At 43.3% G+C, this 23,572-nt stretch carries 6 protein-coding genes; 1 reads left to right on the forward strand and 5 read right to left on the reverse strand.

All coding sequences use genetic code 11. The features are described from left to right. Nucleotides 1-18: 18 nt before the first annotated feature. Both GSQ19_RS00450 and GSQ19_RS29915 read right to left on the reverse strand, forming a co-directional pair. Nucleotides 19-633 carry a pyridoxal phosphate-dependent aminotransferase gene (locus GSQ19_RS00450; protein ID WP_011320839.1) on the reverse strand — a complete coding sequence of 205 codons (615 nt, stop codon included), beginning with the start codon at nucleotides 631-633 and terminating at the stop codon, nucleotides 19-21. Nucleotides 634-665: 32 nt separating this feature from the next. Then, the gene (locus tag GSQ19_RS29915; RefSeq protein WP_224311811.1) at nucleotides 666-875 is read right to left on the reverse strand and encodes a hypothetical protein; all 210 of its coding nucleotides are present in this window, start codon (nucleotides 873-875) and stop codon (nucleotides 666-668) included. Nucleotides 876-1,229: 354 nt separating this feature from the next. Between GSQ19_RS29915 and GSQ19_RS00455 the strand changes: the two genes are divergently transcribed. Then, nucleotides 1,230-1,703 carry a protein tyrosine phosphatase family protein gene (locus GSQ19_RS00455; RefSeq protein WP_011320840.1) on the forward strand — a complete coding sequence of 158 codons (474 nt, stop codon included), beginning with the start codon at nucleotides 1,230-1,232 and terminating at the stop codon, nucleotides 1,701-1,703. A 50-nt stretch (nucleotides 1,704-1,753) separates the two neighbouring features. Here GSQ19_RS00455 and GSQ19_RS00460 read toward each other — a convergent pair whose 3' ends face one another. From GSQ19_RS00460 to GSQ19_RS00470, 3 genes are all read right to left on the reverse strand, one after another. Beyond that, a complete protein-coding gene (locus GSQ19_RS00460) occupies nucleotides 1,754-1,906 on the reverse strand; it encodes a hypothetical protein (RefSeq protein ID WP_153228409.1) in 153 nt (50 codons plus the stop codon). Between the two features lie 350 nt (nucleotides 1,907-2,256). Continuing rightward, nucleotides 2,257-3,195, reverse strand: a complete 939-nt coding sequence (locus tag GSQ19_RS00465; RefSeq protein WP_011320841.1) for a hypothetical protein — start codon at nucleotides 3,193-3,195, stop codon at nucleotides 2,257-2,259. 52 nt (nucleotides 3,196-3,247) lie between these two features. After that, complete coding sequence (locus GSQ19_RS00470; protein WP_011320842.1) at nucleotides 3,248-22,993, reverse strand: hypothetical protein; 19,746 nt, start codon at nucleotides 22,991-22,993, stop codon at nucleotides 3,248-3,250. Nucleotides 22,994-23,572: the final 579 nt, after the last annotated feature.

Raw genomic sequence — 23,572 nt, forward strand, 5'->3', positions numbered from 1 at the left:
AATCTGTTATTTAATTTTTCAATTTGGCTGCGAATTCAGCCATCTTTCGCCTGTTGATTGTAGTGTTTCTGGTTTTGTACTAAAGCAAAACCGGATGAATGAATTTCCTTTTTCTGGTTGACTAAAAAATCTCGAACTGGGAACTACGGCTACACCAATGTCTTTAATTAGATAGTTAGTGAATTCTAGAGCATTTTCGTAGCGAAATTTGGCAATATTGGCAAAGACATAGTAAGCTCCTTTGGGGACAAAATAAGGAATACTTACCTGATCTAAAATCTCTAAAATGCTGTCTCTTTTTTGACGATAAAGTCTGGCTAATTCTTCATAGTAAGATGGTGGTAGTTGCATTGCGGCTACTCCGGCTCTTTGCAACGGCGCAGGCGCAGCAACTGTGAGAAAGTCGTGGACTTTTCTAATCGCTCCTGTTAATTCAGGTGTTGCCAAAATATAGCCGACTCGCCAACCATTAACACTGTAGGTTTTGGAAAGACCGTTGATAGTAATAGTGCGCTCTTCCATCCCTGGAAGGGTTGCTAGGGATATGTGTTGAGTTCCATCATAGAGAATGTGTTCATAGATTTCATCGGTGAAGGCTAAAACATCCGACTTTTGGCATAGTTCAGCAATCAAATTAAGTTCCTCGCGTGTAAAGGTCGTGAGTCTTAGGAATCTCCCGTAATACCCCTTGCGGTTAGCGGCGAGAGGATGTCAAAAGCTGCTTGTTTCAATTCCGGCGGACAAGGAAAATCAGGAAACACCTGAGCTAGATTCATTGCACTGTGCGGCCCTGCTATTCTCGTCATTTTCCGAATCACCGATTCGGTCAACTGCTTCGCCTTCGTTGATATTTTGGGACGCTGAATCTCTCTCACTTGGCGACTCCGGCTGTATCTAAATTCCTGTAGGAATAATTAAATCACATAAGCTTATTGATTTACCGTAGTATACCTAAATCCCCTGCATCAGAAGAAATTTGACACTGAGAATATAAATAAAGTGTAAACAACGGTAAGTCTATCGAAAATAAGTATTTTGTTTTCGTAAATACATTAACTCTGTATACAAACCGTATATTATGAGCAAATCAAAATAAATGCCTAGCAGATTTAGCAGTAATCACGTAATATCTGCGACTGTTGGGCAAATTTTAGCCTGTTTATCTATTTAGCTACACGAAGCTAGCTCAAACAGCTTTTTAAGACACAAAAGATTGAGAAGGAGCGAATGTGAACAATAGTATACGGATTAACGAAAATTTAACGACGACAGGACAAGTCATACCAGAACAGCTGGAGCAAGCTAGCCAAGAAGGTTTTAAGTCAGTGTTGAATTTGCGATCGCCAGATGAACTAGGATTTTCCCACAATGAGCAACAAGTGGCGGAAGCATTAGGGCTGAAATACGTAAATGTACCTTTGAAGCTAGAAGACTTGAATGAAGAATTAATTACCGAAGTTCTCAAAGCATTAAAAACACTTCCAAAACCCACTTTAGTGCATTGTGCAGCAGCAATGCGTTCCACGGGAATTGCACTATTAAGTATTGCGGTTGAAGAAGGATTGACACCAGAGCAAACCCTAGCCAAAGCTCGGAATTTAGGCTTTAGTGTATTTGAACATTCTTTTGTTAGTCAGCGACTGAAAAATTTGTTAGTAGACTATCTAAATAAACACTCTAAAGTCGCCGTAGGAACCATCTGATAATCGGGAAATTACGGATAAAGCTTGATTGAATAGTACTTTTAGCTATTTTATGTTTTGTAATGTTTGTGAAGAAATTCGCCTTTTAGAAGAACGCTAATCCCCTCCGTTTCTGCCAAGTTGAGAAATTCCTTTTCCATGATTTCCTTTGGCACAATTATCTTGCTGGGAGCAATATTGTAGTAAATGGGTAGTGTAGTCAAAGTGCTTTACTGAAGCTTTTGAGGATTCAAAAAGAAAAATCGTCAAAAATGCTATATCGTGGATTTCTCCATCGAGTTCAGCACTTTAATGCAATTTGTAGTATTTTATCAAACCTGCATTAATTACCGTAAAGTGACAGAAGAGGGGTAAGTAGGTAGACACAAAGAAACCTAACTATGTAACAAAATTTAAAAGGCTTAAAAACCTTGCAATTGCTACCATGCGGGAAAACTGCGCGAACACTTTGCTTAGTTCCATTCGCAATGACATAGTTATAAATTTTCCAGCCTACCTACTTAACGTCGGCATTACCGATTCCAGTTTACCTAATCAATGACACGTCCTATTGTTATGAAGTAACCGATTTTCTGTTACCGATTTTGAATAAAACTAAGACACTGATGCACAGTAGTCCTAATGTTGAGGAACGTTCAGGAATTTGGACGCTAAAACCGTGAGAGATGCTGTTGATATCTAAGTAGCTACCAACAACACGATTGCGATCGCTAATGTCGAAAGCTGAGATAGAAACTGCATCAGCTATACTAATCGGTATAAATGATTTACCAGATGCGTAAAATGCCTGATTTCCTATATCATTGGCGAAATTACCCACTATTGTGTCTTGGTTGTTAATCCCGAATACTGTTGTATAAAATGCCCCAGGAGCCTGAATAGTGGTGAATTTAGCCCCATCTAGCAGAAAACCGCTTACTAAGCCTGTGGAATCTGCGAAGAAGCCGACCATTTTCCCCGCATCATTAATATCGGTAACAAAAGTTACTAGAGCATCAGGAGCATTAATGGTAGTGAAATTACCGCCATTGAGCAGGAAACCTCGACTCACACCACTACTATCAACATAAGAACCGACAATGTGACCAAAGTTGTTAATGCCAAATACTGTAGTAACAATCGCATCAGGTACATCAATCGTCGTCAAATTACTGCCATCAAATAAAAAACCCGAATTTCTCGTACCATCGCTGAATAATCCGACAATTTGACCGGAATCGTTGATGTCAAAGGCAGTAGTGCTGATGGCATTGGGAACTTCTATATTACTGAATTTTTTATCGTTTAAGAGAAAACTACGAACAGTCGTTTCATCAGCAAAACTACCGACAACGTGATGATAATTATTAATTCCGAAGGCATTTGTGGCCAGTGCATTCGGGACATCAATGGGGTTAGGAGGCAAAGCACTCAAGGAAGCAGCTTGCACCGTGGGAGCAATTGTCAGTGAGAGGCTAAATGTAGTCAAATAAACTGCTAGAGAGCGTTGCATTTTTCCTCAAAGTAATTTCAACAGAATCAATTTCACGGATTGTGAACAACTGTTAGGCATTGCGGACGATTGCTGAGAAGGTGAAATCAAAGATCAAGTCAATTCCAGGACCGCCATCAACTAGGATGCTACTACCTGGTATTTTGCTGTTGATAGTGAAAATATCATTACCAGAACCGAGTAAAATATTGGTCGCTTCTAAGAGTGTGTAGCTGATGCCATTACTCATACCTAAGCCTGTGATAGTGTTGGCGGTCATTGTGCCGTTGTTAGGCGCGCCATCACCTCTATCATCTACGTTTAAAGTATCACCACCAGCACCGCCATCGACGAAGAGTAGAGCTAAAATTTCGTTAACTATACCTCCGCCGTTTGGTGCAGAAGTGCTGACATTGATGGTATCGTTGCCACCGGCAGCAAATATGTTGGTACTGCTACGGATAGAGCGCACATTAAAGGTTTCTGCTCCTACATTACCATAAATCGAGGTTGTAGTACGAGGAAATGTACTGGCAATAGTAAAGTTGTTGTTACCACTACCTAATCTGATACTTAAATTGGTGATTTCTCGATAAGTGATTCCACCTGTCATACCTAATCCTGTCAACTGAGTATCAGTTAATGTACCTGTATTAGCTGTGGTATCACCGCTATCCCTAACTTCGAGGCTATTGTTCTCTGGCCCACCATTGATGGTTAAAGCAGCTGCTATGCCATTGACTGTCGGTGTTCCAGCACTCGCAACATTAATGACATTATTACCTGTACCTGCATTCAGGGTTGTGGCATTAGTGATTGCTTGTACATTCAGAGTATCCGCACCGTCACCTGCATTAATGGTAGTCGTTGCACTGGTACTGCTGACAGTAAAGGTATCTGCACCCCTACCCAACTCAATGTTGAGAGTTTCTACTGTGCCGTAGGTGATGGTAGTGGGACTTAAACCAGTAATTGTAGTGGCGGTTAATGTGCCTGTATTGTTTGTATTGTCGTCTGTGTCATTAATCCTTACGGTGTCAGTATCAGCACCACCATTGATGGTTAAAGCGGCTGCTATGTCATTGACTGTTCTTAGTCCGCGATTACCAACATTAATCTCATCATTACCTGCACCTGTATTCAGGGTTGTGGCATGACTGATCGCTTCTACATTCACAGTATCATTACCACCACCTGTGTTAATTGTGGTTACAGCACCGGTACTGCTGATAGTAAAGCGATCTGCACCTGTACCCAAATTAATGTTGAGAGTTTCTACTGTGCTGTAATTGATAGGACGACGGAGACCCAAACCATCAATAGTGGTGCTGCTTAATCCGCCTGAATTGTTAGCAGTATTAGCACTATTATTGATGTTGATGGTGTCAGCATTATCACCACCATTGATGGTTAAATCAGATGCTATGACATTGAGTATTGTTGCTTCAGCACTACCCACATTAATTACATCATTACCTGCATCTGCATTCAGGGTTGTGGCATTAGCGATCGCTAGTACATTCAGAGTGTCATTACCGCCACCTGCGTTAACCGTGGTTGTGGCACTGGTACTGCTGACAGTCAAAGTATCTGCACCTGCACCCAGATTAATGTTGAGAGTTTCTACTGTGCCGTAGGTGATGGTAGCGGGACTTAAACCAGTAATTGCAGTGCTGGTTAATGTGCCTGTATTGGCTGCTGTGTCGCCACTGTCATTGATGTTTACAGTATCAATACCATTACCACCATTGATGGTTAAAGCCGCAGCAATCGTATTGACAGTATTTGATGTGCTACTACCAATATTAATTACATCATTACCTGCATCTCCATTAATTGTTGTGCCTGCACCGCTAGTTCCCTGGACGTAAATTAAGTCATTTCCTCCGCCCGCAGTCACCGTATCTTCACCAGTACCACTGTCGAGGGTATCATTACCTCCACCGCCGGTAATGTTATCGTTACCAGCATTACCATAAATGGCGATCGCTTGGTTAATAGCCGAGGCATTAATTGTGTCATTGCCTGATCCACCTGTAATGGTGGTAGCTGCACTAACTCCCTGTACAGTTAAGTTATTTGAGCCACTACCGAGGTTGATATTTAGAGTTTCTACTGTGCCATAAGTGATGCCATTGCTACCCAAGCCTGTGAGGGCTGTGGCTGTGAGTGTACCTGTATTGTTAGCAGTGTCGCCACTGTCATTGATGGTGATGGTGTCAGTGTCAGCACCGCCATTGATGGTGAGAGCAGCAGCGATAGCATTGACAGTATTTGGTGTGCCACCACCAACATTAATCACATCATCACCTGCATCGGCATTCAGGGTTGTGGCATTAGCGATCGCTTGTACATTGAGAGTATCATTACCGCCATTTGCATTAATCGTGGTTGCAGCACCGGTACTGCTGACAGTCAAGGTATCTGCACCTGTACCCAGATTAATGTTGAGAGTTTCTGCTGTGCCGTAAGTGATGGTACCGCTACTTAAACCAGTAATTGTGGTGGACGTTAATGTGCCTGTGTTGGCTGCGGTATCACCACTGTCATTGATAGTGATGGTGTCAGTTTCACTACCACCATTGATGGTTAAAGCGGCTGCTATGCCATTGGCTGCTAGTGTTCCGGCAGTTCCAACATTAATCACATCATTACCTGCATCGGCATTCAGGGTTGTGGCATTAGCGATCGCTAGTACATTCAAAGTATCCGCACCGCCACCTGCATTAATCGTGGTTGTTGCACTGCTGCTGCTGACAGTAAAGCTATCTGCACCTGCGCCCAGATTAATGTTGAGAGTTTCTACTGTGCCGTAAGTGATAGTGCTGGGACTTAAACCAGTAATTGTGCTGCTGGTTAATGTGCCTGTATTGGCTGCGGTGTCGCCATTGTCATTGATGTTGACGGTGTCAGTTTCAGTGCCACCATTGATGGTTAAAGCGGCTGCTATGCCGTTGACTGTTGGTGTTGTGGCACTACCCACATTAATCACATCATTACCTGCACCTGCATTCAGGGTGATGGCATTACTGATAGCTTCTACATTCAGAGTATCCGCACCGCCATTTGCATTAATGGTAGTCGTCACACTGGTGCTGCTGACAGTAAAGGTATCTGCACCTGCACCCAGATTAATGTTGAGAGTTTCTACTGTGCCGTAGGTGATGCTACCGGAACTTAAACCAGTAATTGTGCTGCTGGTTAATGTGCCTGTATTGGCTGCGGTGTCACCACTGTCATTGATGTTGACGGTGTCGGTTTCAGCACCACCATTGATGGTTAAAGCAGCCGTTATGCCATTGACTGTTGGTGTTGTGGCACTACCCACATTAATCACATCATTGCCTATACCTGCATTCAAGGTTGTGGCATTAGCGATCGCTAGTACATTGAGAGTATCATTACCGACACCTGCATTAATTGTGGTTGTCGCACTGGTGCTGCTGATAGTAAAGGTATCTGCACCTGCACCTAAATTAATGTTGAGGGTTTCTGCTGTGCCGTAGGTGATGGTAGCGGGACTTAAACCAGTAATTGTGGTGCTGGTTAATGTGCCTGTATTGGCTGCGGTGTCGCCACTGTCATTGATGGTTATGGTGTCAGTATCAGCACCACCGTTGATGGTTAAACCAGCTGCTATTGTATTGACTGTTGGCGCTCCGGGACTAACAACATTAATGACATCATTACCTGCATCTCCATTAATTGTGGTGACGCTGTTAATCGTCTGCACATTAATTGTGTCTACACCACTACCGCCAGTGATGGTGGTAGTAGCATTGGGGTTGGTATTCTGCACCGTGAAACTATTAGCACCATCACCCAATTCCACAGTTAGATTTTCTATTCCGATGTAAAAGAGTCCACTAGCAGCCATTCCTAAGCCAAGAATGTTATTAAAAGTGATACTTCCTGTGTTGGCAATAGTATCAAAGTCGTCATAAACACCTAATGTGTCAACTCCTGCTTCTCCATTAATAGTTAAGCCAGCCAAAAGATTATTGAGAGTTCTGCCAACTCTGCCAGCATCAGCTAGAGGAGTGCCAATTTCAATACGATCATCACCTAAACCGCCTAATACTGTTGTGCCTCCACCGCTAGTTCCTTGCACAGTAATGAAGTCATTACCTGCACCACCTATGACAAAATCTTGACCAGTACCAGTATCTAGGCGATCATTTCCTGCACCACCAGTAATGCGGTCATTACCAGCATTACCGAAGATGGTAATAGCTTGACTAGAAGCAGAAGCATCAATTATGTCATCGCCTGAGCCACCTATAATGGTGGTGACAGCAGTAGTTCCTTGCACAGTGAAGTTATTCGCGCCACTGCCCAGATTCACGTTCAGTGTTTCTACTGTACCGTAGGTGATACTGCTAGGACTTAAGCCTGTAATTGTAGTGGCGGTGAGAGTACCTGTACTAGCGGCTGTATCGCCACTATCATCGATAGTTAACTGGTCATTACCTTCACCGCCAGTAATGGTTAATGCTCCGGTAATATTATTCACTGTGCCACCCAAATTCGGGGTGAGATTACCTATCTTAATCTGATCGTCGCCTGCACCAGCATCAATGGTGATGGCGTTGGTTGCGGATTGAATATTAAATGTATCAATATCGCTACCACCACGCAGATTATGCACATTAGTAAAGGTCAAACCGTTAACTGTACCGTTAGCATCGTTGACTGTCCAAGTGTTGGCGGTGTTTTTGCCAATGATGGTTGTGTTTGCACCGTTACCAATAATTGTTTCTATCCCAGTCAAGGCGGGATTATTTAAGTCAATGGTGACTGTACCAGTAAAGCCAGAGAAATCTAGTAAATCTACGCCGCCAACATCGTCGTTACCACCGCCAATGTTACCAGTGATTTGTGACGTACCGTTGAAATTAAAGCGATCGCTACCACCACCACCGTCAACACCGCCCGTAAAGGTAACACCATCATTGACGATAAAGATATCTGCTTCTGCACCACCAATGAGGTTTTCAATATTTCTGAAACCATCTTTGAGGATTTCACTAGTGGTAACAGTCACACCATTAACGGTAAAGGTTTCGGGAGTTGCATCAGAGACTTTCCCTGCACCATCTCCTGTTAATGTCCAAGTTGTGGTGACATTTTCTTCTTGTTCGATGGTATCGTCACCGCCACCACCATCAATTGAGCCTGAACCAAACAGCACACCACCGCGCAGCTTGAAGACATCATCAGCATTGCTACCATTGAGGTTCTGAATATTGCTGAAATTAAAGGTTGTTTGAGGTGCAACAAAAATACCGCTATTGATGCCATTAACTATCCAGGTATTAGTTATACCGCTAAAGCCGCCGAGGAGTAAATTAACACCCGTACCACCGTCAATAGTACCTCCTGGTGAGACAGCAGCATTGTTCATTAAGAAAGTATCAGTATTGAAACCACCTTTTAAGTTAGCAATATTACTGAAAGAAAGTAAGAAGTTTTGTCCTTGAACTAATCCAGTATCCTGACTGTTAATTGACCAATTTAAGGCTAAGGTAGAGTTAATTTGTAGAGTATTTAGTGGCGACGACACTCTACCACCATCAATAATACCTCCGGGGCTGAGTGAACCGCCAGGTTGGAAGATGAAAGTATTACCCCCTGAACCGCCAACTAGCTTACCGATATTGCTAAAGAGATTAATCGCTCCTTGCAGATTTCCTCTGTCAGCACCAGTAATCTCCCAAGTATAGGGTCTGCCATTAGTATTAGCTATCTGGATGGTATTAATATCAGCAAAGCCACCGCCATCAATGGAGTTAAAGCCAGATAAACTACCACCGCCACCGATAATGAAAGTATCAGCCCCTAAACCGCCATCAATGTTGCCAGAGAGACTACCGTTGTTATCGAGAATAAATGTATTTTCTCTATTGCCACCTTTCAGGTTGGCAATATTACTGAAACCACCTGTGATACCTGTAACCGTTCCTGCATCTGCCCCTGTCACAGTCCAAGTTGTCGTAATATTAGAATCGATCGCTAAAGTATCGTCACCACCTTCACCATTGACTGTACCTGATAAAGTACCACCAGCTAGAGTAAAGCGATCGCGTTCTGTTCCTCCTTGTAAATTACCGACATTAGTAAAGTTAATGGTTGCATTGTTCCCTTCAATGGGTGAGAAACTCAGACTACCCGCATCAGTTCCTGTCACTAACCATTGATTGAGTACATTGAGAGCTTGGAGAGTATTATTACCACCTTTACCATTGATCGAGGAGACTACACGTTCGTCAGCTATGGTGAAGGTATCTGCATTGTCACTACCCTCAAGCCTAGTAATGTTATTGAAAGAAATAGCAGTTTTAGGAATTCCGGAGTAACGATCGCTTGTGAGAGAAATTGCCTGACCAGCAAAGGCATCTTCTAGAGTTGCTGCTAACTGAATCTCCTGATTATTGAGCTTGATCACAAAGTAATTAGAGAAAGCTTGCCCGGTGACTAAATTATGATTGCGTCTGAAGTCGCTAGTTAAGATAGTTCCCCCGCCAAGACGATTAAATGATAATCCCTGCTCCTCTTGTTCGCCTTGTAATAAGCCAGCATTCTGCCCAGAAATTGTCCAATTAACAAAATTGGCACTGTTGCTTTGTAAGGTATTGTCTCCTGAATCACCATCAATGCTACCTGTCAAGCGAGCGTTTTTATTGACAATAAAGGTATCATTCACATTACTGCCAATGAGGTTACTAATCTGCGAGAATTGAAAGACGAAATTTGTTTCCCCTCTATCAATTCCACGTAAATTCCAGATGTCAGAAGGGCTTTGTTTTAAAGTATTAATTCCGCCACGACCGAAAATTCCGCCTGAATTGGTATCGAATCCTCCGATACGACCATTCTTAATACTGAAGAAATCGCTACTCGCACCACCAAATAGAGACTCAATCCTTTGGAAGTTGCTAACTGGTGTAAGTTGTCCTTCCATACTTCCATCAAAGCCAAGAAATATTGGTATTCTTCCGATGGCATTTGAAAAACTGTTTGCCAAGGCAATTCTGTAATCATCTATCTTAATCGCATAGTAGATGATGCTATCCCCAACTCCTTCCTCGTATTTTTCTAGATTCCAATCGTTCAACGATGATCTATCATCACTGAGAGCGCGGAAGGCGACAGCTTGACCATTAGACAAGTTATGGGGTCGAGCAAATTCGATAAATTCTCCGGTAAATTCGCTGACATTTAATCCAGGAATATTTTCGGCTGAACTACGTATACGATTAACATCATTTGCCTTAACTAAAAACTGAGGGCCATTAAGGGGAATAGCAGATTGCAAGTCAATGGGGATGTTGCTACCTGTTTGTGTTAGTTGAATCGTTAAGTTATCTTGACGAATGACTCGATAATATTCTCTATTAACAAGTGTTTCAGTTTCACCCGCTTGATAAGCATATTGATATTGGACGAGATCGCCCGTTACAAAGTTATGAGCGCTGGAGAAAGTAATTGTCTTGTTAGTTGTATCGACTCTGGAGCTATCGTAGGCAACATAGTCATATTGACCCAGGTTAAGTAGTGGGTTCCGCTCTACGCCTTCGCTGCCGATAAAGGTGTTTGTCTTGATCAGTTCGTGGTTATTGCCGCCGTCTATTGTTGGGGATAAGGAAATTGGAAAATTACTATTAGATAAATTAGTGAGTTTAACTGTAAAGTCATCTTGACGAATTACCTGATAGAAATCACCACTAACCAATCCACCAATATCTCCATTCGCTTGATTTGTGCCATTGCGATACTGGACGCGATCGCCTGTCACTAAGTTATGGCGATAGGAGAAGGTAATATTGTTGCCAGTATTGACAACGGAGGAAGAACTACCATCAAAAGTTAGCCCTGTGCTGGGGAATATCTTGCCAGCATTAAAGCCTTCAATGCTCCAAATATTAGCTGTATCGCTTCCTTGTAAGCTGTTATTGCCACCACCACCATCAATCGTTCCCGATAAACTACCATGAGGACGCAGGAAGAAAGTATCATTGTTGCCGTCACCTGTGATGTCACCAATATTTTGGAAATTCAGGCGAACTTGCTTAGTTAACCAATGTGTTCCTGTTATGGAAGTTCCTGGTATGGAAGGAAAAGACAACCCAGTAACGGTTTTTCCTTGATTATCCACAAGGGAAATAGTCGACTCATTAATTCTCCTGACTGTATATAACTCACCCCGTTTTAGTCCGCTTAGATCGTAGTTTATATCTTCAGGAGTGGAAATATCTGGAGGCAGATAATACTCGTGAGCATATAAGACAGTCTGACCATCCAATAAATTGTGGGGCTGTTGAAAGGTGATGCGATCAAAGCTAAATCTGGCTGGCGGGACAGGTTGTCCTAATGAGTTAAATCCTCCTACTAAGCTCAGTTGATCGTAAGCTTTTCCGGCATTGCCACCATCTATTTCCCAAGTAATACCTACGGTATTAATACCATCCATCAGGATCGCATTGTTTCCTTGTCCACCATCAATTTTTCCTATTACTCCCCAGTCGACTTGTTCTTTACCGTTAACTGTCAAAGTTGTGCTTTTGATTTTAAAGGTGTCGTTACCTGAGCCACCTGTTAAATTACCAATATAATTGAATTCGATATTAGTATTAGAACCGCCTTGATTGAGGGTGTTGCTAACACCAAAAATTCCCAAATCTTCCAGTGCAAAGCCATTAGAGACATTAATTGTCCAGGTATTATTGGTATCAGATGCAATTAAGGTGGTGCCAATACCGTTACCGATAAAGGTTTCGATGTTGTTAAAGTTATTGTCACCCAGGTTAATTACCACCGTGCCACTAGCTTGGGAGAAATCAACTACATCGGATGTATCAGCAAGATTATCACCACCGTCAACTGTACCAACTACCTGAGCAGTATCAGCGAAGTTAAAGTTATCTCCACCAGCATCGCTATTAATTACGGCACTAATCAGGGCATCGTTAGCGAAATTAAAGATATCATCACCACCACCAGCACTGATACTACCTGTAATATCAATGCTGTTGACGTTATCCGTCATGATCAAGCCATCGGCAGTGTTTTGGATGGTAACGATCAACTCAGTGGTAATACTGTTTGTACCTTGCTCAATTGTGTAGCTAAATGTATCGGTCAGGCTGGCACCTACAGGTAAGTTGACTACGGCTGGATCTGATAACTCCACTGCATAACTGTAAGTCCCATCCTCATTAATATTCAGTCTGCCATAGTTACCTGCAATTACAGTGGATTCATCACCTGTAACTATTGTGCCGTCAACATCGCTGATGGTGACGGTATCTTCAGGATTACGTGCCAATAGCCGCGCCAGTAGGTTGCCTGTAATCAGTGCCAAACTAAAGACTTCACCTGTGGCATCTGGTGGTACTTCTTCATCAATATGTACTACTGCATCTGCGGCTGTGAAGTTAAAGGTATCGACACCTGCACCACCCACTAAGTTATTAAAGCCAATAAAGGTAATGTTTTCGATCACTACCTCATTTTCGCCAGTAATTTCCCAAGTATTGGGTTGATCTGAGCCGATGATGGTGCTGTTTTGGTTATTGCCGATGACAACTTCAAATTCGCTGAAGTTAATGTCTTGTAGATTGAACACTACCGGATCAGCAATGCCTGACAAGTCGATGACATCCACTGTGCCATTAGTATTCTCTCCACCACTGACTGAGCCAGTAATTGTGCCTGTACCATTGACAATTACTGTATCGCCACCATCGCCTGCGTCAATGTTGCCTGTGAAGGTGACACCATCATTGACAATAAATACATCTTCATCTGCACCACCCACAAGATTTTCAATGTTGGTGAAGCCATTTCTGAGAACCAAGTTGGTGGTGACGGTTTGACCATTGACGGTGAAGGTTTCTGGTGTGGAATCGGAGATTGTACCGGAATCTTCGTCGGTTAAAGTCCAGGTAGTTGTAAAGTCATCATCATCATCGTCGGCACTACCTTGTTGCTCGATGGTATCCTTACCGCCACCACCATTAATTGCGCCGGAACCATACAGCACACCACCCTGTAACTTGAAGACATCATCAGCATCACTACCATTGAGGTTTTGAATGTTGGTGAAGTCAAAGGTATAAGTTGTGCCATCTTTAGTGGCGGTGAAATTGCCACTATTAACCCCATTCACCACCCAAGTATTGGTAGTATCAGTAATTCCGCCACTTAAGCTGTTAACTCCGGCACGCCCGTCTATTGTGCCACCTTCGGCAACAGTGGCATCTTCTAACTTAAATTCATCGTTACCTGCACTGCCTGTTAAGTTGGCAATGTTGTCAAATTCTAAGAGTAAGTCTTCTCCTGACACTTCTCCGCCATTTTGACGGTTGATTAACCAATTGAGGTCTGTATCAGCATTGATTTCTAGGGTATTTAGTTGTGGGTCGCCTTGTCCACCATCAACTGTAAAATCAAAGTTCGATAAGCCATTGTCCTCAAAGACAAAGGTATCTTCGTCATTACCGCCAATCAGTTTGTTAATTTCCCTAAATGCGGTGGTGTCGTTGCCATTGTCAACTGTACCAGCGTTTTCGGCGTTAATTGTCCAGTTATTCTCGACATTACCGCCCTGTAGGGTATTGTCACCTTCACCACCAGCGATCGCACCTGTAATGTAGCCATCTTCATCGAGGATGAAGATATCATTGTCATTGCCACCGGTCAGGTTAGCTATTTCTGTAAAGGCTGTGCTTCCGGAATTATTGGTAATATTCCCGGCATTTTCATCGGTAATTGTCCAAGTGTTCTCAGCATTACCGCCCTCTAAGGTGTTGTCACCTGCTCTACCTGCAATCTCACCTGTGATGCGGTTATCTGCTCGCAGAATGAAGGTATCGTCGTCATTACCGCCAATCAGGTTGCTAATTTCTGTAAAGTTGGTTCTACCGCCTTGATTATCAATCTCACCTGCATTTTCATCGCTAATTGTCCAATTATTCTCGACATCACCACCTTGTAAGGTGTTTTCGCCTGTTCTACCTGCAATCTCACCTGTGATGTGGTTATCTCCTTGCAGGATGAAGGTGTCATCATCATTACCACCAATCAGGTTGGCGATTTGAGTAAAGTTGGTGGTGCCGTCACGATTGGTGATATTCCCGGCATTTTCAGCCGTAATTGTCCAAGTATTCCTAACATTATCACCTTGGAGGGTATTTGTACCTCCACCACCAGCGATCGCCCCGGTGATATGGCTATTGTCTTCTAGGATGAAGATGTCAGCTTGATCATTACCTGTGAGGTAGGCGATTTGGTTAAATTCTGTTCTACCTGTGCTATTTTCAACTACCCCGGCATTGTTATCGGTAATTCTCCAGGTATTGCTGACATTACCCCCTTCTAGGGTATCGTTACCGCCACCGCCTGATATCTCGCCTGTGATGCGGTTATCTCCTTCTAGGATGAAGGTATCATCATCATTACCACCAATCAGGTTGGTTATTTGTGTAAAGTTAGTGTTATCACCACGGTTCTCAATATAACCTGCGTTTTCAGCCGTAATTGTCCAAGTATTCCTGACATTGCCGCCCTTGAGGGTATTGTCGCCTTCTTTACCAGCTATTTCACCTGTGATTTGACTGTTATTTTCCAGGATGAAGATGTCATCATCATCACCACCAATCAAGTTGGTTATTTCTGTAAAGTTGGTTGTGCCGTCACTATTGCTGATATTCCCAGCATTTTCATCTGTAATTGTCCAGGTGTTATATGAGTCACCGCCTTCTAGGGTGTTTTTACCATTGCCACCATCGATTGTGCCTGTGATGTGGCTGTCTTCTGACAGAGTGAAGGTATCAGCTTGATTACCACCGATGAGGTTGGCAATTTCCCTAAACGAAGTTATCTCGCCACTACCAATATTGGTGAGATCACCCATATTGTCAGTGACAATTGTCCACTCGTTATCGACATTCCCACCTTGTAGGGTGTTGTTACCACCTCCACCAGCGATTTCGCCTGTGATTTGACTGTCACCTTCCAGGATGAAGGTGTCATCTCCATCGCCGCCAATCAGGTTGGCAATGTCGCTAAACTCTGTTGTCCCGGCAATATTATCAATACTGCCTGTATCGTTACTGGTAATTGTCCAGGTATTTTCGACACTACCCCCTTGTAGGGTGTTGTTACCACCTCCACCGACGATTTCGCCTGTGATTTGACTGTTGTTTTCCAGGATGAAGGTGTCATCTGCATTACCACCAATCAGGTTAGCAATGTCGCTAAACTCAAGTGTCCCGGCAATATTATCAATACTGCCTGTATCGTTACTGGTAATTGTCCAGGTATTTTCGACACTAACCCCTTGTAGGGTGTTGTTGCCACCATTGCCATCAATGCTACCTGCGAGGCTGCCGGCAACAGTCAGGGTAAATGTATCACTGCTACTACTACCGACTAAATTACCGATATTGGTAAAGCCGAGAGAGACTCCTGTGACACTACCAGTGTTAGCACCAGCGATCGTCCAGTCCAGAGATTGATTACTGCCTTTGATGGTGTTGAGGTTAGCTAATCCGCCACCCTCAATGCTGCCATCTAAACTGCCTCCAGCCTCCAGTGTGAAGGTATCAGCACCTAATCCACCCCGGACAGTGGCAATATTTTTAAATCCACTAGCCAAGTTAGTGACAGTTCCAGCATTGCTACCAGCGATTGTCCAGTCATTGTTTCCTGGGCCAGCTTCTAAGCTATTGAGTAAGGCAATACCGCCGCCGTCAATAGAACCACTTAAGCTGCCCCCAAGACTGAAGATGAAGATATCGCTGGACGCTCCCCCGATGAGAGTGCCGATACCAGAGAAGGTTTTGATACCTGCACCGCTTGTGAGTGTTCCCGAATTGAATCCTGTAATTGTCCAAACATTGGCACAATCACCTGCTTGTAAGGCATTCTCTCCCGTGCCACCATCAAAGGTTTGTGTGGCTTCGCAGGGAGTTTCTTCCTCCTCTTCCTCCCGATCTGGATCTTGCTCCTCTGGATCTGGCTTTTCCGCCTTTGTTGGTCGCGGTGGTATGGGTGGTGGTGGTTCTGGTCGCGGTGGTATTGGTGGCGGTGGTTCTGGTCGCGGTGGTATGGGTGGTGGTGGTGGTGGTGGCGGCGGTATTGGTATTGGTATTGGTATTGGCGGTATTGGTATTGGTATTGGTATTGGTGGTATTGGTATTGGTATTGGTATTGGCGGTAAGATTATCGGTGGTCTTGGCGGTATTGGCGGTGCTGGTTGTTGTGGTATTGGCTCTGGTAGCGGTCTCGGTGGTTCTGGTGGTTCTGGTGGTTCTGGTGGTTCTGGTGGTTTTGGTGGTTCTGGTCGATTATCCGGGGGTACAAATGCACCAACAACTAGAGTATCTTTACCTGCTCCACCAACGAGTTTCTCAATGTCTAGATAGTTGATAGTTACAGGATTAACATCTCCTGTGGTCAGTGTCCCAGAAAGGCCACTGGTCATTGTCCAGACGTTGGTTTGATTGTTAGAAGAGAGGGAATCTTGTCCTGCACCGCCATCTAAGGTGATTTTGGGGCTACCGTCTGTGACGCTAACTGTAATTACGTCATCTCCTGCTAAGGTTTTGACCTCAACTGCTTCGACTCCAGTCCAGTTGACTAATTCTAGAGTGCCGTCGGCGGTGGTAATTTTGTTATTGGCAACTTCTAGGTTGTCTGCATCCTCACTACCTCGGACAACGAGGGTATCTTTTCCATTACCTCCATCTACAGTGGAAATGCCCAAAACAGAGATAATTAAGGTATCATCGCCATCACCACCGTTTAAGGTGTCGTTGCCGCCGCTTCCAGCTAAGGTATTATCCTGACTATCGCCTATGATTAAGTCATTGCTAATTCCTCCTGTGACATTTTCTATACCTTGAATGCCATTAGTGATGTTAGTAGCACTACCAACAGTTAAATTGACGGTGATGCCTGTGGTGTAGAAAGAATAGTCTAAGACATCTTTGCCTGTGCCACCAGCGATCGCTCCCACAATTCCAACATTATCTAACAACTGGAATACGTCATCGCCTGCACCACCGAAGAGATTGATAGTAGAGGTACCTGTAATTGTGAACTGATCAGGGCCAATTCCACCAACTAAATTTTCAAAACTAGTTAAATATACTTGTTGTTCGTTACTGAAATACCAGCTACCATCGTCGATTTGCCAAGTAGCTTCTGCATCTACACCAGTTAAGGTATCATCGGCACTACTACCCGCGATCGCATCAATGTTAAAGAAGTTCTGGCTAATTCCTGTGGCTGTGCCTATAAAACCATCTATAATTCCCAGGGTAAACAGGGTGACTTGCCTTGCTGTTGTGTAGGCTGCAAAGTCGAGAGTATCTGATTCTGCACCGCCGTCAATTACTCCATTTAAGACAGCCTGATCGGTGAATACAAAGCTATCATCACCATCTTGTCCAAAGAGATTGATGGTGTGTGTACCACTAACCCTAAAAGCGTCGGCTTTTGAACCACCAGCAAATATCTCGAAGTTGTCTAGATAAAGCGATTTATCATTGAGCGATTCATCTTTGATAATATACCAATCGGTTTCTGCCTGTGACCTGTCTTCTAGTAACCAAGTAGCGGCCTCATCTAAGCCTGTGATCGAGTCTGTTCCGCTTCCCCCGACAATTCCGTCAATATTGAAAAAGAGATTTTCATCTTGCTGTCCGTTCCAGCCTTGACTATCTCCTAGTCCAGTCAGGGCAATTTGCACTCCTGTGTTGGAGTTACTAAAATCAAGGCGATCATTTTCTGTACCGCCATCAATTGCACCTGTAAAGTCAGCACCATTGGCGAACAAGAATGTATCTGCGCCACCTTGTCCAAAGATATTGACTGTTTGTGTGCCATTAATACTAAAAATATCTGTTTCAGAGCCACCAACTAAATTTTCAAAGCTAGAAAAATTGATATCATTCGGCTCAATATCATTATCATTCCTATTGATATACCAATTAGTATCATTTAGTAGCCAGTCGGCTGCTACATTTGTACCAATGAGTGTATCTGTCTGTGTGCCACCAATAATCTCATCAATATTAAAGAATAAATTGCTAATTGCGGATTCTTTGCCGACAAAGCCATCAACATTTCCCGCTTGAAACAAGGCGACTTGTCGCGCCGTTGTGTAAGCAGCAAAATCTAGTTTGTCGGTATCTTTGCCGCCATCAATATCACCGATTAAGGTAGCTGCATCGGCAAACTCAAAGTTGTCAGTTCCCTCTCTACCTGAAAGATTGACTGTTTGTGTTCCCTCAATCCTAAATGTATCTGTTCCTGCACCACCAATTAAATTCTCGAAGTTGCTGAAATTGAGAATCCTGTCTATGGGATTGAGGACATCGATAATATTGGTACTTTCATACCTACCAGTATTGTTCAGTATCCATAATGCTGTGGCAGATACCCCAAAGATGTTGTCACTATTTGATGTTCCGGCTTCGATGTTATCAATGTTAGTAAAGTAGCCTTCATCAAAAGAATCTTCTGTGCCGACAAACCCATCTATTTGTCCGTAGGTAGTTAAGATAACATTGCGATTTGTGGTGTAGGCTGTGTAGTCGAGGATATCTACACCTGTACCGCCATCAATTGTCCCTGTGAGGGTGGCTGTGTCACTGAATTGGAACGTATCTGAGCCAGATCCGCCTATCAGGTTGGCTATTTGTGTGCCAGATATGACAAAGTTATCAACATTGTTACCACCCACTAAATTCTCAATGCCTGAGAAGTTGAGGATATTGGTGCTGAGGTAACGGTTTGTGCCGTCTATTTCCCAATTAGCAGCAGCGTTAATCCCTGTGAGGGTGTCAGTAGCACTACTACCAACTATTGTGTCAATATTCTTAAATCCCTCTGTAATGGCTGCTTCTGTTCCATTCCAGTCATTACTAATGCCTAAGCTTGTGAGAGCAATTTGTCTGGCTGTAGTATAGGCTGCATAGTCGAGGGTGTCTGCACCTGTACCGCCATCAATTGTCCCTGTGAGGGTGGCTGTGTCATTGAATTGGAAGGTATCTGCACCCGCACCACCAATGATATTAGCTGTTTGTGCGCCTGATATTGTAAAGGTGTCAGCATCACTACCACCTACTAAATTCTCAATGCCTGAGAAGTTGAGGATATTGGTGCTGAGATAACGGTTTGTGCCGTCAATTTCCCAATTAGCCGCAGCGTTAATTCCTGTGATGGTGTCAGTAGTACTACTACCAACTATCGTGTCAATATTATTAAAACCATTGCTAATAGCTGCATCTGTGCCGCTAAAGCCATCACGAATACCTAAATCTGTGAGAGCAATTTGTCTGGCTGTAGTATAGGCTGCATAGTCGAGGGTGTCTGCACCTGTACCGCCATCAATTGTCCCTGTGAGGGTGGCTGTGTCATTGAATTGGAAGGTATCTGCACCCGCACCACCAATGATATTAGCTGTTTGCGCGCCTGATATTGTAAAGGTGTCAGCATTACTACCACCAGTGAGATTTTCCACGCCTGAAATATCTAAACTGTTGGTGCTGATATAACGATTGGTGCCGTCGATTTCCCAATTAGCGGCGGCGTTAATCCCTGTGAGGGTATCATTGCCACTACTACCGACTACAACATCAATGTTGGTAAAGTTATTGCTAATTGTTGTTTCTGTACCGATAAAACCATCGCTGCTACCTAAGTTAGTCAGGGTGATTTGTCTGGCGGTGGTGTAGGCTGCATAGTTGAGGGTATCTGCACCTGTACCACCATCAATTGCACCGATGAGACTCGCACTTTGATTAAATTGGAAAGTATCTGCACCTGCACCACCTGTGAGATTAACTGTTTGTGTCCCACTAATCACAAAGGTATCGACATTGTTACCACCAATCAGGTTTTCCCATCCAGAGAAACTCAAACTATTGGTGCTGAGATAAACATTTGTGCCGTCGATTTCCCAATTGGCGGCGGCGTTAATCCCTGTGAGGGTATCGTTGCCACTGCCGCCACTTAAGGTATTAATGTTGGTAAAGTTAACGGAAATTGTGGCTTCTGTACCGGTAAAGCCATCTTGACTACCTATGCTAGTCAGGGTAACTTGTCGTGGGCTGGTATATTCTGCATAAGTCAGGGTATCTGCACCAGTACCACCATCAATTGCACCTGTGAGGGTGGCATTGTTGGCAAATCGGAAGACATCAGCACCCGCACCACCGATGAGATTAGCTGTTTGTGTACCGATAATATTAAAGGTGTCGATGCCAATGCCACCGACAAGATTGGTAAAGCCTGTGAAATCTAGGGTATGGGTGCCATCGTCGTAGGTGGAGATGTTATTAATTTGCCAGCTACTAATCAATGCCCCTGTTTTATCTTCGAGGGTGTCGCCTGTAACGTTTGAGCCTGTGAGTTTATCTACACCTAAAAAGGCAACTGGCCCAATACCACTAAAACCATTAGTATCGTTTTTTTCTAGAACTGTGCGTTTGGGAGTCGTGAAACCACTTAAATTTAATTCATCAACTCCGGCTAAGGCATCAAAGACAACTGCTAACCCAGCATTAGCTACAGAAGCATCTATTGTCAGTTTATCTGCTCCCGCCGTACCGATGACTTTGATGAGGTTATCGACGCTGGGAGTTATGACAGTGGAATCAATGACTGTTGAGGTGAGATTGTTGAATAATTCAATGGTCGTGGTGTTGGCATTGTACCGCAGGGTTAAATCCTGGTCGATGGTACTGGTAACTGTCGCGCCAGATAAGCGGATGTTGTTTTTACCCGTTAAGTCTTCGATGCGGGAGAATTTTAAGGTGTGAGTGCGATCGCTAAAGGTGGGATCAGCATCTAAATTCCACTCACTTTCACTAAAGGCGGTAGGATTGGCTGTGAGGGTATCTCTGGTATTTGCGGAACCGACTATGGTATCAATACCTGCAAAGCTGACTGTCCCTGTACCATTAAATCCAGTGATATTTGCACCATTGAGAGTGAGATTAATTGCTGTGGGGAAGTTGCTAAAGTCGAGGGTATCTTCGCCTGTACCACCAGTAATTAGTCCTGTGGGATTGACACTCAATTGGAATAGGTCGGCTTGATTACCACCAGTCAGGTTTTCAAAGCTATTCCACTCTAAGATATTTGTACTCAGATAACGATTAGTACCGTCAACTTCCCAGGTAGCAGAGGCATTTAAACCGATGAGTGTATCTGTGCCTGTACCACCTGCGATCGCACTAATATTAGTAAATCCTCCGATGATGCTGCTGTGTGTCCCCGCAAACCCATCACTACCACCTAAACCTGTAAGGGTGACTTGCTGTGCTGTGGTGTAGGCGGACGCATCTATGGTATTGGAGTCTGTACCACCATCAATTGTGCCAGTTAAATTCGCAGCATTGTTGAATTGGAATCGATCTGCACCCGCTTGACCTCTTAAATCAGCCGTTTGATTACCAGTAATAATAAAGGTGTCGGTATTGCTACCCCCAGTCAAATTTCTGAAGCCTGTGAAACTGAGGCTATTGGTACTAATATAACGATTTGTACCGTCTATTTCCCATATCGCAGAGGCATTTAACCCTGTGAGTGTGTTACTTGCATTACCACCAATGACGTTATCAATATTGGTAAATTGTTGTGTGAGGTTGCTTGTGCCTGCAAACCCATCACTACTACCTAAACCTGTGAGGTTGACTTGTTGTGCTGTGGTGTAGGCGGACGCATCTATGGTATCGGAGTCTGTACCGCCATCAATTGTGCCAGTTAAATTGGCAGCATTGTTGAATTGGAATCTATCTGCACCAGCTTGACCTCTTAAATCAGCCGTTTGATTCCCAGTAATAATAAAGGTGTCGGCATTGCTACCCCCAGTCAAATTGCTGAAGCCTGTGAAACTGAGGTTATTGGTACTGATGTAACGATTTGTGCCGTCTATTTCCCATGTAGCGGAGGCATTTAACCCTGTGAGTGTGTTATTGCCACTACCACCAATGACGTTATCAATATTGGTAAATTGTTGTGTGAGGTTGCTTGTGCCTGCAAACCCATCACTACTACCTAGACCTGTGAGAGTGACTTGTTGTGCTGTGGTGTCGGCAGAATAATTAAGAGTATCAATTCCCGTACCACCATCAATCGTCCCACTCAATGTAGAGCCATTACTCAACTCAAAAATATCTGCGCCTGCACCAGCGTTGATATTGACTGTTGTGGCACCATTAATGGCGAAGGTATCTTGTAGACTGCCACCAATCAAGTTGTCAATATCATTAAAGCTAATCTGATCATTTAGCGTTCCTGTCCCATTGCCAGTGATAGTCCACAGATTCGCCTGATTCAGACCAGTTAATGTATCGTTTCCCCGGCCTGTGATGTTTTCTGTTTCTGTGAACTCAAATATATCTGTGATATTACCAGCGTTTGTTCCTGTGATATTCCAGTTGACATTTACTCCACCAGGGCCAAATATTGTATCTGCGTCTGCACCACCAGCAAATGATAATTGCCCACCAGTAGTTTGTAGAATTTGAATTAAAGACGCATCTAAAAATAGAGAATCATCCCCAGCTAAGAGATTGACATTGATCTGAGTCTGGGATGAGAAGGTGAATATCGCATCTACTGAAGAGTAATTCGTATTGTCAGTACTGTACTCTAACCTATCAGCATTGACTCGCAGATAAAGACTATCCCCAGCCGCACCACCTGTAAAAGTTACTGTATTTGCTGTTAACCCTTCAATTGTTAACGGATTAGTTGCAGAGTTTACTAAAGGTGCAGATTCTAGTGGCTGGTTAGCGTCCATAAGTCTTTACTGGAATATATTTGGTTAAAAATATTGCCTGGACATTATTGAGTAATTTATTGTTATCGATTTAGATGTGGCTGTTTGAAATGCAGCACATAGTAATCCATCAAACAATAAATTTGTTTTGGATAGTGATCAATAAAGATATTTTTAGGGCTTTCAACACAAGCCTCTAATTACTATGTAGGGAACAACCTAAAATTCCAGTAATTTTACTGAAAAACTCACACGAAGATGATTAAAGCACATAATCAGAACTTACGCAATAACTTGCTCAAATTCTTATAAATTCCTGTTTTTTGCTGTTCCTATCTTCATACTTTTGCGTCTTCAGAATTCATGACTATGTCATCATCAAATATGAGTAAATGCTACACTTTTACCATGAAAAGAAATAACCGATTAAATAGAAATAAGAGGCTGAATGTAAAAAATAGCCCCTAATTCATAGTTATTGTCAAACTATTGAGATGATTTCCAACACCAAACTTTAGTTAAAAAGATTTGCGGTTTTCTCAGTGGTTTAGAGAAGGCTATATAATTTGAAATTCTTGATGTGAAGTCAAGAATCTTCCA

The sequence above is a fragment of the Trichormus variabilis 0441 genome (assembly GCF_009856605.1).
Taxonomy (GTDB): domain Bacteria; phylum Cyanobacteriota; class Cyanobacteriia; order Cyanobacteriales; family Nostocaceae; genus Trichormus; species Trichormus variabilis.

What these genes read in the sequence shown, in the direction of transcription:
- GSQ19_RS00465 (WP_011320841.1), bottom strand. Translation starts at nt 3,195, where the DNA reads ATGCAACGCTCTCTAGCAGTTTATTTGACTACATTTAGCCTCTCACTG.
- GSQ19_RS00470 (WP_011320842.1), bottom strand. Translation starts at nt 22,993, where the DNA reads ATGGACGCTAACCAGCCACTAGAATCTGCACCTTTAGTAAACTCTGCA.